The following is a 16,071-nucleotide window of genomic DNA, read 5'->3' on the forward strand; positions in this document are numbered from 1 at the left end:
TGCTTCAGTTATTGTGAAGAATACCGATAGCGAGGAGACGTCCCGCGAACCACAACGGCATCCCCTTCGGGGCATGCAGGGTATCAAAGGGACGGGGTACTCAGGCAAGGGACTTTTGCACAGACAGCGGGACAATAATGAAACAAACAATGTCAGACCTCTCGATCCTACAGAGAGTCTATCTGGGCTTTGCCATCCTGGTCGCCGTCATGGTCGCCAGTGCGGTACTGACCTTTCGCGGCCAGAGCGAACTCAGCGGCGCCCTGGATCAGGTGACCCAGGAGTCCATGCCGCTGGTACTCGCCAGCAGCCAGACCCAGATAAGCCTGCTCAGCGCCAACAAATGGCTCACCGACGTGCTGACCGAGCAGGATCTCAAGCAACTGCCTGCGGAAGTGGCCGAGTTGCAACAGGCCAAGGGCCAGGTCGACAAGATGGTCGCCAGCCTCAAGCAGCAGGTGGCGGTTCATCCCCAGTTGCAGGCGGACATGACTGCCCTCGTCAAGCTGGTGGATGACTACCTGCAACTGACCCAGACCCTGCCCGGCGAACACGAGGCCCTGCTCACCCGGCTGCACAAGGTCAATCAGGCCAAGGGCCAGTTCCAGGTCAGCCTGCCCCAGTTCAAGAAGAACCTGGGGGACATGATGGTCACCATCGACGACAGCTTCATCAAGATGCTCTCCGAGACCCTGACCACCAAGCTCTCCGCCATCGAGCTCTCCACCATGGATGCCCTCAACCAGAGCATCCCCGCCCCCATCGAGGCGGCGCTCAAGCGCAACAAGATGCAGATCGAGGGCTTCAACAGCACCATCAAGGATCTCCAGGGAGAGCTCAAGGATTTCGACAACAACATGGGCCACTACGTCCATGGCTTCGTGCGTGACACCACGGGCAATGACGGCGTGCTCTCCCAATACCTGGCCCTGATGAAACAGCAGCAGGCCATGCGCGAGCAGAGCAAGCAGGCGAGCCAGCTCATCCTCAGCATCCAGAACAAGCTGGAGGGGATCACCGCCCAGAGCCAGCAGCTGATGAACGCCAGCATCCAGGCCTCCGATCGGGTGCAGACCCAGAGTACCCTGACCCAGGGGATCAGCATCGCCATCGCCATCTTCGTCGCCATCCTGGTGGCCTTCACCCTGGGCAAGGCCATCCGCCGCCCCCTGAAAGAGCTGCTGCGGGTGCTGACCGAAGTGACCCAGGGTGACATGACCCAGCGGGTCGGCTTCAAGAGCCAGAACGAATTCGGCCAGCTCGCCAGCCAGATCAACCTGTTGATCCACCAGATGGGGGATGTGCTAAAGCAGCTCTCCCAGGCTTCGACCCAGCTCAACAGCGCCGCCCACGACAACCGCCACACCACCGAATCGGTGCGGGCGGATCTGGAGAAACAGCGTCAGGAGACCGCCTCGGTCGCCGCCGCCATGACCCAGATGGAGGCCTCGGTGCGGGAGGTGGCCCAGGCCGCCAACCAGACCCTGGAGCGGGTGCAGGATGTGGAGAAGGCCTCCGAGATGGGGCGCAAGGTAATGGCAGGCAACATCACCACCACCCATCAGCTCGCGGGCAAGCTGCAGCAGACCGGCAAGGTGATTGGCGACGTGAGCGCCATGAGCGGCCAGATTGGCAACATCCTCGACGTCATCCGCGGCATCGCCGAGCAGACCAACCTGCTGGCCCTCAACGCCGCCATCGAGGCGGCCCGCGCCGGCGAGCAGGGACGCGGGTTTGCGGTGGTGGCCGACGAGGTGCGCAACCTGGCTGGCCGCACCGCCCAGTCCACCAGCGAAATCCAGACCATGATCGAGAACCTGCAGCAAGGCGTCGCCCGGGCAGTCAACGTGATGCAGGAGTGCTCCCGCGAGATGGACAGCTGCGTGGATCAGAGCTCCCAGGCCAACAACGCCATGGAAGAGGTACAGGGCATCGTGGTGCTCATCAGCGACATGTCGAGCCAGATAGCCTCCGCCGCCGAGCAGCAGCAGGCCACCAGCGCCGACATCGCCACCAACCTCAACCGCATCTCCGACATCTCGGATCTCAACTATCAGGGCATAGAGCGGGTCGCCGAGACCAGCCAGCAGCTCGACTCCCTTGCCGAGCAGCAGGAGGGGCTGGTCCAGCGCTTCCGCCTCAGTGCCTGATGGCCACGACCCGATATGACAAGGCCCCGCATTGGCGGGGCCTTGTTTTTTACTGGCATGCGGCGCGGGATCAGGCGTAGGCGATGGCGCCCTTGCCGACCCCTTCATAGGCGACAATCTTGACGAACTTGTCCCCTACCTGCTTCTTCACCTCTCGGGCGATGTAGTGGGCCAGCAACTCGATGGTGGTGTCGGTGTCGATCATCTCCACCTCCGCCGCCGGCATGGCAAGCTGGAACAGCCCCTGGGGTGCCACGTACTTGAAGCCGATGTAGTGCGCGTCCCCTTCTTTAAGTGACGCCTCGGCCCGCTCGCTCAGGGCGAGTTCGCCAAGGGCCACCCTGTCCTCTTCGGTGCCCAGGTAGATGTCGGCCCAGCGCTCGGCCCAGTTGAACTCCAGCTCCTCGTCACGCTCCCCGTCCACCAGGATCTCGACGGGAGAGCGGTGGCCGTGGGCGATGCGCTGGCAGTTGCCGTCGTGCTTCTTGAGGCCGTGGCTGTAGTGGTAGAAGGCGCCCTCGATACGCTCCGAGCGCAACGTCAGGGAGAGATCCTTGATGTTGCCGGGCAGACGCTTGGCCAGTACCCCCAGCAGATAGCGGGTCACCGACTCTTTATCCACCTGGGGGGCCGGAATGAAGGCAAAGCCCTGGGCCGGGCAACGCAGGTGGATGGCGCGACCCGGACGCAGCAGATCCACGGTGCTCTCGTCGTTGTCCAGCGCGTGGACATGGACCAGGGGACATTCCGTCGGCACCAGCAGCTTGTGATCCACCTCTTCATCGATGATCGACTTGATGAGCTTCTTCACCCGACCGAAGTCCAGCAACATGCTCATCTCGTTGAGCTCGCCACTCATCTCGATGTCCACCAGCCAGCTCTCGCCCACCATGCCGCGGCGCTCGCATAAATAGCTGGAATCGATCACAGTCAAATCTCTAACAAATAACTTCATTACTCAGGCCTTGCTACAGAGAAAGTGCAGTTTGCGATATTATGACCCCGGATTATCGGCAAAGGAACTGGAACCCCCCATGAACAAATTGCTTATCAAGAATGCCACCCTGGTCAACGAAGGCCGCATCTATGCCTCCGACGTCCTGATCGAGGGTGAGCGGATCGCCCGCGTCGCCCCGGACATCAGTGCCCCCGATGCCGTGGTGATCGATGCAACGGGCCGTCATCTCATCCCCGGGATGATCGATGATCAGGTCCACTTCCGGGAGCCCGGCCTGACCCACAAGGGAACCATCGCCAGTGAATCCCGGGCCGCCGTGGCCGGTGGCACCACCAGCTTCATGGAAATGCCCAACGTCAATCCCCAGACCACCACCATCGACGCCCTCGAAGCCAAATACCAGATCGCCGCCAACTCCGCCGCCGCCAACTACAGCTTCTACCTGGGTGCCACCAACGACAACCTGGAAGAGATCAAGAAACTCGATCCCAAGCAGTCCTGCGGCATCAAGATCTTCATGGGGGCCTCCACCGGCAACATGCTGGTGGACAACCAGGAGACCCTGGCAGCCATCTTCCGCGAGAGCCCGGTGATGATCGTCACCCACTGCGAGGACACCCCGTCCATCAAGGTGCTGGAAGACGAAGCTCGCGCCAAGTGGGGCGAAGACGTGCCCATGCGCGAGCACGGCCGCATCCGCAGCGCGGACGCCTGCTACAAATCCTCCAGCATGGCGGTCTCCCTGGCCAAGCAGTACGGCGCCAAGCTGCACGTGCTGCACCTGACCACGGCGAAAGAGCTCTCGCTCTTTACCGCCACCCCGGATCTGAAGGATCTCAAGGACAAGAACATCACCGCCGAAGTGTGCGTACACCACCTCTTCTTCAACGAGGCGGACTACGACACCCTGGGCAGCCAGATCAAGTGCAACCCGGCGGTGAAGAGCGCTGCCGACCAGCACGCCCTGCTGGATGCGGTACGCAACGACGTGCTCGACATCATCGCCACCGACCACGCCCCCCACACCTGGGAAGAGAAGCAGAACAGCTACTTCAAGGCGCCGTCCGGCGTGCCCCTGGTGCAGCACTCCCTGCAGGCGCTGCTGGAGCTCTACCACAACGGGGTCTTCAGCCTGGAAACCATCGTCAAGAAGACCTCCCACGCGGTGGCCGAACGCTTCCAGGTGCAGGATCGCGGCTACATCCGGGAAGGCTACTTCGCCGACCTGGTGCTGCTGGATCTCGGCAAGCCCTACGTGGTCACCGACAGCAACCTGCTCTATCTGTGCGGCTGGTCCCCGTTCAACGGCTACCGCTTCCAGAGCACCATCGAGATGACCCTGGTGAACGGCCAGATTGCCTGGCAGAACGGCCAAGTCACCGACAAGGTATTGGGCAAGCGTCTCACCTTCAACCGCTGATCTGGATGATGACCGCTTCCAGCGCGCCCTGCTTGAGATGACCCTGGTCAACGGGCAAATAGCCTGGCAGCACGGTCAGGTCACCGGCAAGGTATTGGGCAAGCGCTTGACCTTCAACCGCTGATCTCGGCTTGAGAGCATCACGCCAAACGGCCGCCTCCGGGCGGCCGTTTTTCCTGCAAGACAGCGGTGAGGTGCCGACAAAATGCACCACTGGTCGCACTTTGATCCGAAGTTGCTCGCAAAGCAGGCAAACGATCTCGAACCTGGATTTCCCCTGTTGACAGGGTCGGGGCATCTCCATAAACTCCCTCCCCGTCAGCCGAGCTGACTCCGTCGGTGTGTAGCGCAGCCAGGTAGCGCATCTGCATGGGGTGTAGAGGGTCGGAGGTTCGAATCCTCTCACACCGACCAAATTCCCCGAGAAAGGCCTTGTCAGACGACAAGGCCTTTTCTTTTATGGTCTTCCGCCGCGATTGTCTCTCCAACCCCTTTATGCTGTAGTAAAACCCCCTTTGCCAAGCGGCCCGCATCATGTTGCCTTCCCTTCGTACTTTCTGCACCCTTGCCCTCAGCGCCCTGCTGGTCGGCCAGCTCGCGGGCTGCGCCACCGCCTATGACAGTGAAAAATCGTTCTGGAATGGCCAGACCGGTTTTTCACAGACCCAGCTTGGCCCGGCCCGCTGGCAACTGGAGTTTGTGGGCAACGATCTGGTGGACAGGGAAACGGCGCGCAAATACGTGCTCAAGCGGGCCGGTGAGGTGGCACTGGCAAAGGGATACCCCTGGATTCAGGTCGAGACGCTGACCCTGTCGCGGGATGCCGTCAGGGTCACCCCGACCCGCCCCCAATTCGGGTTCGACGAGTACGAGCCAGACACCTTCATGGACGACATGCAGGTGGAACATCGCACCTCGGCCCTGCTCGTCTTCACCCTGGAGGCCAACCCCCGGGACGCGCAGAGCATGAAAGCCGTTTATCTCGCAAAAATTAAAATAAACAGCGATTAATACAAATAAATCACAAGATGCATATCAAATGCAGCTAATAACAGCACAAAACTCCGAAACAAGTCACTGGATTTCCCCTTCGCGATTAGGCATTCTCCAGCACACCGGCTGTCTGGATTCCACCGCCCGGATCACAAAAAAGGACTGAGGCGGCCCCTCGCCGCCTGCACAGGCATTGCACCTATCGAAACCGGAACTCCCCCATGAAAATGAACAAGTTGACCGTTGCCATCCTCATTGCGATGTTGCTTGGCATCGTGACCGGGCAGGGTTATCGCCTGCTCGCGCCCGCACAGGCCGCAGGCTTTGCCGATGACATCACCCTGCTGACCGACATCTTCCTGCGCCTCATCAAGATGATCATCGCCCCCCTGGTGTTCACCACGCTCGTGGTCGGTATCGCCAAGATGGGCGACACCCGCACCGTGGGCCGCATCGGCGTCAAGACCCTGGGCTGGTTCATGCTCGCCTCCCTGCTGTCCCTGACCCTGGGGCTGGTCATGGTCCACCTGATGCAACCCGGGGTGGGGCTCTCCCTCTCCCTGCCCGATGACGGCGCCAGCTCCGGCGTGGTTGCCACTGCCATCTCCCTCAAGGATTTCGTGACCCACGCCATCCCGAAAAGCGTGGTCGAGGCGATGGCCACCAACGAGATCCTGCAGATCGTGGTCTTCTCCCTCTTCTTCGGGCTGGCCGCCGCCGCCCTGGGGGACGACGCCAAGCCCGTGGTCAAGCTGATGGCCAGCGGCGCCGAGATCATGCTCAAGGTGACCGGCTACGTGATGAACTTCGCCCCGTTCGCGGTGTTTGGCGCCATCGCCGCCATGGTCGCCAAGGAGGGGCTCGGCATCCTCGCCACCTATGGCACCTTCATGGCCCAGTTCTATCTGGCGCTCGGCTGCCTATGGCTGCTGCTCATCGCCATGGGCAGCCTCTTCATCCGCCGCCGCATCCTGACACTGCTCGCCCTCATCCGCGAGCCCATCCTGCTGGCCTTCTCCACCGCCAGCTCCGAGGCCGCCTACCCCAAGACCCTGGACAGGCTGGAGAAATTTGGCTGTGACAAGCGCATCGCCAGCTTCGTGCTCCCCATGGGCTACTCCTTCAACCTGGACGGTTCCATGATGTACTGCACCTTCGCGGTGATGTTCATCGCCCAGGCCTATGGCATCGAGCTCTCCACGGCCCAGCAGATCACCATGCTGCTGCTGCTGATGGTCACCTCCAAGGGAATGGCCGGGGTGCCCCGCGCCTCCCTGGTGGTGATTGCCGCCACCCTCAACCAGTTCCACATCCCGGAAGCGGGCATCCTGCTGCTGCTCGGTATCGACCACTTCCTCGACATGGGGCGCTCCGCCACCAACGTGCTGGGCAACGCCATCGCCGCGAGCGTGGTGGCCAAGAGCGAAGACAGCCTGGGGGAGACCGCCCCCCTCGGCGAGGTGGACACCGCCAAGGCGTGATCCCCCCTGACCCCCATGACAACGGCCCGCTTCTGCGGGCCGTTGTCATATGCCTGATGGGGCACGCCGCGCCTCAGCACCAGCGCCTGACCTGTCGGCAATAGTCGTCATAGGCATCGCCGAATTGTCGCCGCAGCGCCTGCTCCTCCGCCAGGATCTGGAAGCGGGTAAGCCAGCCCCAGAGCAGCAGCGGCCCGAGCCACACTGCCATGCCTCCCAGATAGCACGCCAGCGCCAGGGTCCAGCAGAGCAGCCCCAGGTACATGGGATTGCGGCTGATGCGATAGACGCCCCGGGTCACCAGCACCCGGCTGCTCTCCAGCCGCTGGGGGTGCACAGTGGTGCGCTGCTGCCAGAAATGCAGAAGCGCACCGCCCCCCAGCAGGGCTCCCGCCAGCCACAGCGTGGCGACCAGCACCAGCCACAGGGGCGCCGCCCTCCCCTCACCCCGCCCCAGCCACATGGCGAGCACGATGACGACGAACAGCAGCAACGGTGGAATCCGCAACGTCAGCTTCATATTTTCTTCCTGCAACACGTGCCACGATTGACGCCGTTGAGATACACTCCCAGAGTCGGCATCTGGATAAAAAGTGAAATATATCATTAGCATAGCAACATGCTATGACCAGCCCTGCCGCAGCTCGCCTCAGCGATGAGCCCAGCCTCAACTCAAGACAATAAGAAAGGACTTGCCCCATGCACAAGAAAACACTGCTCGCGACCCTGATTTTTGGCCTGCTGGCCGGCCAGGCGGTCGCCGCCCCCTATCTGCCGCTCGCCGACGACCACCGCAACGGTCAGGAACAGACCGCCGCCAACGCCTGGCTGGAAGTGGATCTCGGTGCCTTCGAGCACAACATCCAGACCCTGAAGAATCGCCTCGGTGACAAGGGCCCGCAGATCTGCGCCATCATGAAGGCGGACGCCTACGGTCACGGCATCGACCTGCTGGTCCCTTCCGTGGTCAAGGCAGGCATCCCTTGCATCGGCATCGCCAGCAACGAAGAAGCACGTGTTGCTCGCGAGAAGGGCTTCGAAGGTCGCCTGATGCGGGTGCGGGCCGCCACCCCGGATGAAGTGGAGCAGGCCCTGCCCTACAAGCTGGAGGAGCTCATCGGCAGCCTGGAGAGCGCCAAGGGGATCGCCGGCATCGCCCAGCGCCATCACACCAACATCCCGGTGCACATCGGCCTGAACTCCGCCGGCATGAGCCGCAACGGCATCGATCTGCGCCAGGACGATGCCAAGGCCGATGCCCTGGCCATGCTCAAGCTCAAGGGGATCACCCCGGTCGGCATCATGACCCACTTCCCGGTGGAGGAGAAAGAGGACGTCAAGCTGGGGCTGGCCCAGTTCAAGCTGGACTACCAGTGGCTCATCGACGCCGGCAAGCTGGATCGCAGCAAGCTCACCATCCACGCCGCCAACTCCTTCGCCACCCTGGAAGTGCCGGAAGCCTACTTTGACATGGTGCGCCCTGGCGGTATCATCTATGGCGACACCATTCCCTCCTACACCGAGTACAAGAAGGTGATGGCGTTCAAGACCCAGGTCGCCTCCGTCAACCACTACCCGGCGGGCAACACCGTCGGCTATGACCGCACCTTCACCCTCAAGCGCGACTCCCTGCTGGCCAACCTGCCGATGGGCTACTCCGACGGCTACCGCCGCGCCATGAGCAACAAGGCCTATGTGCTGATCCATGGCCAGAAGGCCCCCGTCGTGGGCAAGACTTCCATGAACACCACCATGGTGGACGTCACCGACATCAAGGGGATCAAACCCGGTGACGAGGTGGTCCTGTTCGGACGCCAGGGTGATGCCGAGGTGAAACAATCTGATCTGGAGGAGTACAACGGTGCCCTCTTGGCGGACATGTACACCGTCTGGGGCTACACCAACCCCAAGAAGATCAAGCGCTAAGCAAATTGCTGACATGAAAAAGGGCTCCCGAGGGAGCCCTTTTTACTGCACCGTTCACGCCGCCTTTTTGCGGGTCATCAGCAGACTCAGCCCCATGGAGGCCAGCAGGATCAGCGCCACCACGCCAAGGGCGATGCCGGTCGGTATCTTGAAGATATCGAGCAGCAACATCTTGACCCCGATGAACATCAGGATCAGCGCCAGGCCGTATTTGAGCAGGGCGAAACGATCGGCCACCCCGGCCAGCAGGAAGTACATGGCGCGCAGCCCCATGATGGCGAAGATGTTGGAGGTGAGCACGATGAAGGGATCCGTGGTCACCGCGAAGATGGCCGGGATACTGTCCACCGCGAAGATGAGGTCGCTCACCTCCACCAGCACCAGGATGAGCAGCAGCGGGGTCGCGTAGCGCACACCGTCACGCCAGACGAAGAACTTCTCCCCCTCCAGCGTCTCGGTCACCTTGAAGCGACGACGCATCCAGCCGAGCAGGGCATTGTTCTCGAGATCCGGCTCCTTGTCGGCCGCCCACAGCATCTTGGCACCGGTCAGCAGCAGGAAGGCCCCGAACAGGTAGAGGATCCAGTGGAACTGCTCGATGAGCCAGCTGCCCGCGAACACCATGCCGGCGCGCATCACGATGGCCCCCAGCACCCCGTAGAGCAGGACCCGGCGCTGCAGCTCCGCCGGGATGGCGAAGTAGCCGAACAGCATCAACCAGACGAAGACGTTGTCCACCGCCAGTGCCTTTTCGATGAGGTAGCCGGTGAGAAACTCCAGCCCCTTCTGGTTCGCGATTTCGCGCCCGGCACTGTGATCCAGCCAGAGCCAGATGGCCAGGTTGAACAGGAGCGCCACGCTGACCCAGATGAGAGACCAGATGCCCGCCTCTTTCAGGGACACCTTGTGCGCCTTGCCGCCACCGACAAAGCGGATATCAATCCACAACAGGACCAGCACTATGCTGAAGAAACCGGTCCACATCCACCATTCACCCATTTTCACTTCTCCCAAAACGACAAAACCCACGGCCGGGAGGCAGTGGGTTCGCGTTTGGAGCAGATACACCTTGCCTCTCGGCAAGGTCTCACTTACAGCCGACTTGCGTCAACTGCCCGGCTGCCGGGTGCACTGCAGGATATGGGTGCACCGTAATGACGACAAACCGGCGAGAAGTTACTCCCCTTGTGCGGCGGATAGTAGCAGCGACAACCGCTAGCGCCAAGAGGCATCTTATCCCCCATGCAATAAAAAGGGCGCCAGCACGCGCCCTTCTCGATACGGTTCTCCTTAGAACCTGTTTACGAGCTGTCGCGAGAGGTCGTCAACAAGGTAAAGAGCAGCGCAGGAACCGGAATGTATATGAATACATGAGGATTCCGAACAGCGCATGAGCCTTGATCACGGCCTCGCAGCAAGATCGTTAACAGGTTCTCAGAGCGGATCCACCTTGAGACAGGAAACCGCGTGGTCGAAGTTGCCCTCGAGCTGGGGCCGGGTCTTGGCGCACTCCGGGCCTGCCACCGGGCAGCGGGTGCGGAACACGCAGCCGGAGGGCGGATTCATGGGGGATGGCAAGTCCCCTTCCAGGATCTGAATGACCTTGCTGCGCTCCAGATCCGGATCCGGGATGGGAACCGCCGACATCAGCGCCTTGGTATAGGGGTGCAGGGGATTGGCGAAGATCTCCTTGCCGGTCCCGAGCTCCACCGCGTTGCCCAGGTACATCACCAGCACCCGATCGGAGATGTGTTTGACCACGGAGAGGTCGTGGGCGATGAAGATGAGGGAGAGCCCCATCTCCTTTTGCAGGGATTTGAGCAGGTTCACCACCTGAGCCTGGATGGAGACATCCAGCGCCGAGACCGGCTCGTCACAGATGATCATCTTGGGCTCGAGGATGAGCGCCCGGGCGATGCCGATGCGCTGGCACTGGCCGCCGGAGAACTCATGGGGGTAACGGTTCACCAGGTTCGGCAACAGACCCACCTTGGTCATCATGGCGCGCACCTTCTCCTTCACCTCTTCCCTTGGCAGGGTCGGGTAGAAGGTGATGAGGGGCTCGGCGATGATGTCCCCTATGGTCATGCGGGGGTTCAGGGAGGCCAACGGGTCCTGGAAGATCATCTGGATCTCCTTGCGCTTCTCCCGCAGGGCGTTCTGGTCGAGCTTGGTCAAGTCCTGCCCAAGCCACACCACCTTGCCGTCGGTGGCCGGTACCAGACCGATGAGGGCACGGGCGAAGGTGGATTTGCCGCAACCGGACTCCCCCACTACGCCCAGGGTCTCCCCTTCGTAGAGGCGCAGGGTCACCCCGTCCACCGCCTTCAGGGCGGAGGGCTTGGCCCAGGGCCAGGCCTTGTCACTCTTGATATGGAAGTGAACCTTGAGGTCGGACACTTCCAGCAGCAGTTTCTTGTCAGTACCCATTTAGTTCACTCCCTTGATCATGGCATCCGATACCCAGTGGCACGCCCGCTCCCGTCCGTCGTTGAACGGCGTCAGGATCGGAGACTGCTGGCCACAAATTTCGCTCACCCGGTGGCAACGCTCCTGGAAGGGGCAGCCGGTGGGCAAACGCAGCAGGTTGGGCGGATTGCCCGGAATGGTGGGCAGCTCTTCCCCTTCGGTGTCGAGGCGGGGAATGGCGCGCAGCAAGCCTTCGGTATAGGGGTGGCTCGGGCGATAGAAGATATCGTTGACCCGGCCGTACTCCATGGTCCGGCCTGCGTACATCACCAGCACCTTGTCGCAGATGCCGGCCACGACGCCAAGATCGTGGGTGATCATGATGATGGCGGTGTTGAACTCGCGCTTGAGCTCGTTCATCAGGGTCATGATCTGGGCCTGTACCGTCACGTCCAGCGCCGTGGTCGGCTCGTCGGCGATGAGCAGCTGCGGCCGGCACAGGAGCGCCATGGCGATCATCACCCGCTGGCGCATGCCGCCGGAGAACTCGTGGGGGTACATGTTCATCCGCTTGCGCGACTCGGGGATCTTCACCGCGTCCAGCATGCGCACCGACTCCTCGAAGGCGGCAGCCTTGGTCATCCCCTTGTGCAGCATCAGCACTTCCATTAGCTGATCCTTGACCTTCATGTAGGGGTTGAGCGACGTCATGGGGTCCTGGAAGATCATGGCGATCTTCTCGGAGCGGATCTTGTTGAGCTTGTGCTCCGGCAGATTGAGGATCTCGTCCCCCTGAAATTTGGCCGAGCCGGTGATGACACCGTTCTTGGCCAGCAGCCCCATGATAGCAAAGGCAGTCTGGGACTTGCCTGAGCCTGACTCCCCGACGATCCCCAGGGTTTCGCCAGCAGAAAGAGAAAAGTTGAGGTCGTTGACGGCCACCACATTGCCGTCCGGGGTCTTGAACTCGACCCGCAGATCTTTCACATCCAGTAATTTCATCTCAGTACTCCTTATCGCGCTGTCGTGATGGGGGCCTGCCCGTGGTGAACGCGGTGCGTTCCCTGAACGGGTCTGATGGCCCCTTGGCGTCTTGCCGGTCCCTGGGTATCAGCGATCCTTGGGATCCAGGGCATCACGCAGACCATCCCCGAGGAAGTTGAAGCAGAACAGGGTCACCACCATGAAACCGGCGGGGAACAGGAGTTGCCAGATGGCCACTTCCATCGACTTGGAGCCTTCATCCAGCAGGGCGCCCCAGCTGGTCATGGGCTCTTGCACGCCCAGACCCAGGAAGCTCAGGAAGGATTCGAACATGATCATCCCCGGCACCAGCAGGGTGGCGTAAACCGCCACTATCCCGAGCACGTTGGGCACGATATGACGGGTGATGATCTTCCACTTGGAGACGCCGCAGACGTGGGCCGCCTCGATGAACTCCTTGCTCTTGAGACTCAGGGTCTGGCCGCGCACGATCCGCGCCATGTCGAGCCAGCTCACCGCCCCGATGGCGAGGAAAATGAGGGCCAGGTTGCGACCAAAGAAGGTCACCAGCATGATCACGAAGAACATGAAGGGGAAGGCGTTGAGGATCTCAAGCACGCGCATCATCAGGCTGTCGACGCGACCACCGATGAAGCCGGACGCGGCGCCGTAGAGGGTGCCGATGATGACGGCCACCAGGGCCCCCATGATGCCGACCATCAGGGAGATGCGTCCGCCGAGCAGGGTACGCACGAACAGGTCGCGCCCCAGGCTGTCGGTGCCGAACCAGTGGCCGGTCTCCATGTCCGGGGCACTCTGCATGGCCCCCCAGTCCGGGTCATCGAACGTGTACTGGGACAGGTGGGGCCCCACGATCACCGCCAGACCGATGATGGTCAGGATGATGAGGCTGGTCAGGGCCGCCTTGTTGCGCAGGAAACGGCGACGGGCATCCTTCCACAGGGAGCGTCCTTCCACCACTTCCACTTTCTGGGCGAACGCCTCGACGGCTTCGCGCTTTTCAGTTGTGACTACCATGATGAACTCCCGGCTTAGTAACGGATCTTGGGATCGATGACGGCATAGAGAATATCGACCACGGCGTTAAAGGTGATGGTGAGGGCGCCGACCAGAATGGTCAGACCGAGCACCATGGAGTAATCACGGTTGAGGGCACCGTTGACGAACAACTGGCCGATCCCCGGCAGGCCGAAGATGGTCTCGATGACCACGGAGCCGGTGATGATGCCCACGAAGGCCGGTCCCAGGTAGGAGACCACCGGCAGCATGGCCGGGCGCAGCGCGTGCTTGAGGATGATGTGGCGCAGAGGCAGCCCCTTGGCGCGGGCGGTACGGATGAAGTTGGAGTTCATGGTCTCGATCATGCTGCCGCGCATGATGCGGGAGATGGCCGAGATGTAGTACATCATCATGCCGAACACCGGCAGTACCATGAACTGGGCGCCGCCCCCCTGCCAGCCCCCCGCCGGGAACCAGCCCAGATAGATACTGAAGAAGAGCACCAGCAGCGGTGCCAGCACGAAGCCGGGTATCACCACCCCGGCCATGGCCGACGACATCAACAGGTAGTCGATGAGGGTGTTCTGTTTCAGGGCCGCAATGGTGCCGAAGGTGACCCCCAGGGTCACTGCCAGCAGGAAGGCGACCGAGCCTATCTTGGCGGAGACAGGCAGGGCCTGGCTCACCAGATCATTGACGGTGAAGTCCTTGTATTTGAAGGAAGGCCCCAGATCCCCCTGGACCAGGTTGCCGAGGTAAGTGAGGTATTGCATGCCGATGGGCTTGTCCAGGCCATATTTGGCTTCGATGTTGGCCAGGACTTCCGGCGGCAGGGCGCGTTCGCTGGTAAAGGGGTTACCCGGAGCGAAGCGCATCATGAAGAAGGAGACGGTGATCAAGACCAGCAGAGTCGGGATCGCTTCCAGTAGACGTTTAAGGATGAATTTCAACATAGACATTTCCTGTCCTGTACTGCTTCCAAAGGGTCGCGGTTGTAATAAAGGCCCGCCGTCTGGCGGGCCCTGCTTGTTATGCGACTTGTTTCTTTACTCAGTGAGCAACGATGTACATGTCTTTGCTGTAGATGTTGTCCAGCGGGTTGGCCGGGTAGCCGCCCACGTAGGGCTTGACCATGCGGGAGGTCACGTACTGATAGATGGGGGCGATCGGCATGTCCTTGGCCAGGATCTCTTCGGCCTGGACATAGAGCTTGTTGCGCGCCTCGGCATCCACCTGGTTGCGGGACTCGCTCATCAGCTTGTCGAACGTCGGGTTGGAGTATTTGCCGTCGTTGTTGCCGTGGGTGGTCTGCATCAGATCCAGCATGGAGGAGGCTTCGTTGTAGTCCGCAATCCAGCCGGCGCGGCCCACGTCGAAGTTACCCTGCTTCTTGGTCTCCAGGTAGGTCTTCCACTCCTGGTTCACCAGGCTCACCTGCACGCCGAGCTTCTTCCACATGGAGGCGACGGCCACGGCCACCTTTTTGTGGTTGTCATCGGTGTTGTAGAGCAGCTCGAACTTGAGCGGCTTGCCCGGGCCGTAACCGGCTTCGGTCAGCAGCTCTTTCGCCTTGGCATCGCGCTCTGCCTGGGTCAGCTTGGACCAGGCCGGCGCCACCGGCTTGAAGCCATCTACAAAGTCAGGCACGAGCGTATAGCCCGGGGTTTCGCCCTTGCCCATCACCTTGTCGGCGATCACGTTGCGATCGATGGCATAGGAGAGGGCGGTACGCACCCGCACGTCGTCAAACGGCTTGTGCTTGAAGTTGTACTGGTAGTAGTAGGTGCCTACATAGCCGCTGACCTTTACTTCGTCCGGCAGCTCTTTCTTCATCTGCTTGAAGCGTTCGATGGGCATGTTGTAGGTCAGATCCACTTCGCCAGCCAGATAGCGGTTCAGCTCGGCGTTGGTGGACTGGATGGGCAGGTAGGTCACCTTGTTGATGACGGTCTTGCCGTTATTCCAGTAGTTGGGGTTGCGCTCGACGTCGACGCGCTCGTTGACCACCCAGTCCTTCAGCACGTAGGCGCCGTTGGATACCATGTTGCCGGGCTGGGTCCACTTGTCACCGAACTTCTCGATCACCTTCTTCGGGACCGGATAGGTGGTGGTGTGGGAGAGCATGCTGACGAAGTAAGGCACCGCCTTCTCCAGCTGCACCTCGAAGGTGTGATCGTCCACCGCCTTCACGCCCAGGGTGTCGGCCGGCTTCTTGCCCGCGATGATGTCGGAGGCATTGATGATGGTCGGGATCTCCATGTACCAGGAGTAAGGAGAGGCCGTCTTGGGATCCACCGCGCGCTGGAAGGCAAAGACGAAGTCATGCGCGGTGACGGGATCCCCGTTGGACCACTTGGCATCCTTGCGCAGGTGGAACACGTAGTGTTTGTTGTCCTTGGTTTCCCAGGACTCGGCGACGCCGGGCAGGGTTTCGCCCTTGGGGCCGGAGGAGACGAGACCTTCGAACAGGTCACGCAATACGTTGGATTCGGGGGTACCTTCCACTTTCTGGGGATCCAGGGTGGCGGGTTCGGAACCATTGCCTTTCACCAGGGTTTGCTCGGGAGCAAGCTTGGTACCGGCGGGGACATCGGCGGCGTGAGCCAGGGTGGCGCCACCGAAAAGTGCAGTCAATAAAAGGGTATTAATAATTGTTTTTCTATGAGTCATTTCCATACTCCAACAAGAACATTCCATGCATTTGTTATCCACGAGACAAACACCTCGCTG

The 16,071-nt window shown here is 61.2% G+C and carries 14 protein-coding genes and 1 tRNA gene; 6 read left to right on the forward strand and 9 right to left on the reverse strand.

Going from position 1 to position 16,071, the window contains the following annotated elements; all coding sequences use genetic code 11:
• Positions 1–137: 137 nt before the first annotated feature.
• Entirely contained in the window at positions 138–2,150 is a 2,013-nt protein-coding gene (locus tag ACPW74_RS11540; protein WP_041215416.1) for a methyl-accepting chemotaxis protein, read from the forward strand.
• A 70-nt stretch (positions 2,151–2,220) separates the two neighbouring features.
• Here the strand turns inward: ACPW74_RS11540 and ACPW74_RS11545 are convergent, their stop codons facing one another.
• Positions 2,221–3,105 (reverse strand): 6-carboxytetrahydropterin synthase, encoded by an 885-nt coding sequence (locus tag ACPW74_RS11545; RefSeq protein ID WP_290435030.1) that lies wholly within the window; start codon positions 3,103–3,105, stop codon positions 2,221–2,223.
• A gap of 79 nt (positions 3,106–3,184) precedes the next feature.
• On the opposite strand from ACPW74_RS11545, the gene ACPW74_RS11550 reads away from it, so the two are divergent.
• Positions 3,185–4,528, forward strand: a complete 1,344-nt coding sequence (locus ACPW74_RS11550) for a dihydroorotase (protein ID WP_039038976.1) — start codon at positions 3,185–3,187, stop codon at positions 4,526–4,528.
• Here the strand turns inward: ACPW74_RS11550 and ACPW74_RS11555 are convergent.
• A complete protein-coding gene (locus ACPW74_RS11555) occupies positions 4,518–4,832 on the reverse strand; it encodes a hypothetical protein (RefSeq protein WP_202043894.1) in 315 nt (104 codons plus the stop codon). The genes ACPW74_RS11550 and ACPW74_RS11555 overlap by 11 nt on opposite strands.
• Positions 4,833–4,865: 33 nt before the next feature.
• Here ACPW74_RS11555 and ACPW74_RS11560 point away from each other — a divergent pair.
• The 3 genes from ACPW74_RS11560 (at position 4,866) to ACPW74_RS11570 (ending at position 7,002) form a co-directional block, all read left to right on the forward strand.
• Positions 4,866–4,942: transfer RNA gene (locus ACPW74_RS11560), tRNA-Pro, on the forward strand.
• Between the two features lie 120 nt (positions 4,943–5,062).
• Entirely contained in the window at positions 5,063–5,539 is a 477-nt protein-coding gene (locus tag ACPW74_RS11565) for a CC0125/CC1285 family lipoprotein (RefSeq protein WP_425858092.1), read from the forward strand.
• 203 nt (positions 5,540–5,742) lie between these two features.
• On the forward strand, positions 5,743–7,002 hold the full coding sequence (locus tag ACPW74_RS11570; protein ID WP_182935553.1) for a dicarboxylate/amino acid:cation symporter: 1,260 nt from the start codon (positions 5,743–5,745) through the stop codon (positions 7,000–7,002).
• Positions 7,003–7,075: 73 nt separating this feature from the next.
• Here the strand turns inward: ACPW74_RS11570 and ACPW74_RS11575 are convergent, their stop codons facing one another.
• Positions 7,076–7,522, reverse strand: a complete 447-nt coding sequence (locus ACPW74_RS11575) for a methyltransferase family protein (RefSeq protein ID WP_010674336.1) — start codon at positions 7,520–7,522, stop codon at positions 7,076–7,078.
• A gap of 179 nt (positions 7,523–7,701) precedes the next feature.
• Between ACPW74_RS11575 and alr the strand changes: the two genes are divergently transcribed.
• Complete coding sequence (alr, locus tag ACPW74_RS11580; RefSeq protein WP_041212842.1) at positions 7,702–8,928, forward strand: alanine racemase; 1,227 nt, start codon at positions 7,702–7,704, stop codon at positions 8,926–8,928.
• Between the two features lie 54 nt (positions 8,929–8,982).
• Here the strand turns inward: alr and ACPW74_RS11585 are convergent, their stop codons facing one another.
• From ACPW74_RS11585 to ACPW74_RS11610, 6 genes are all read right to left on the reverse strand, one after another.
• Positions 8,983–9,927 carry a TerC family protein gene (locus ACPW74_RS11585; protein WP_029314355.1) on the reverse strand — a complete coding sequence of 315 codons (945 nt, stop codon included), beginning with the start codon at positions 9,925–9,927 and terminating at the stop codon, positions 8,983–8,985.
• A gap of 435 nt (positions 9,928–10,362) precedes the next feature.
• Positions 10,363–11,358, reverse strand: a complete 996-nt coding sequence (gene oppF, locus ACPW74_RS11590) for a murein tripeptide/oligopeptide ABC transporter ATP binding protein OppF (RefSeq protein WP_049636967.1) — start codon at positions 11,356–11,358, stop codon at positions 10,363–10,365.
• Entirely contained in the window at positions 11,359–12,339 is a 981-nt protein-coding gene (locus tag ACPW74_RS11595; protein WP_039038983.1) for an ABC transporter ATP-binding protein, read from the reverse strand. It lies immediately after the preceding gene.
• 108 nt (positions 12,340–12,447) lie between these two features.
• Positions 12,448–13,359 (reverse strand): oligopeptide ABC transporter permease OppC, encoded by a 912-nt coding sequence (gene oppC, locus ACPW74_RS11600; protein ID WP_010674331.1) that lies wholly within the window; start codon positions 13,357–13,359, stop codon positions 12,448–12,450.
• A 14-nt stretch (positions 13,360–13,373) separates the two neighbouring features.
• Positions 13,374–14,294, reverse strand: a complete 921-nt coding sequence (gene oppB / locus ACPW74_RS11605) for an oligopeptide ABC transporter permease OppB (protein ID WP_010674330.1) — start codon at positions 14,292–14,294, stop codon at positions 13,374–13,376.
• 97 nt (positions 14,295–14,391) lie between these two features.
• Positions 14,392–16,011, reverse strand: coding sequence for an ABC transporter substrate-binding protein (locus tag ACPW74_RS11610; RefSeq protein ID WP_041212840.1), 1,620 nt, complete (start codon positions 16,009–16,011; stop codon positions 14,392–14,394).
• Between the last annotated feature and the right edge of the window lie 60 nt (positions 16,012–16,071).

The organism is Aeromonas sp. INTO2 (genome assembly GCF_049860605.1).
GTDB lineage: Bacteria > Pseudomonadota > Gammaproteobacteria > Enterobacterales > Aeromonadaceae > Aeromonas > Aeromonas caviae.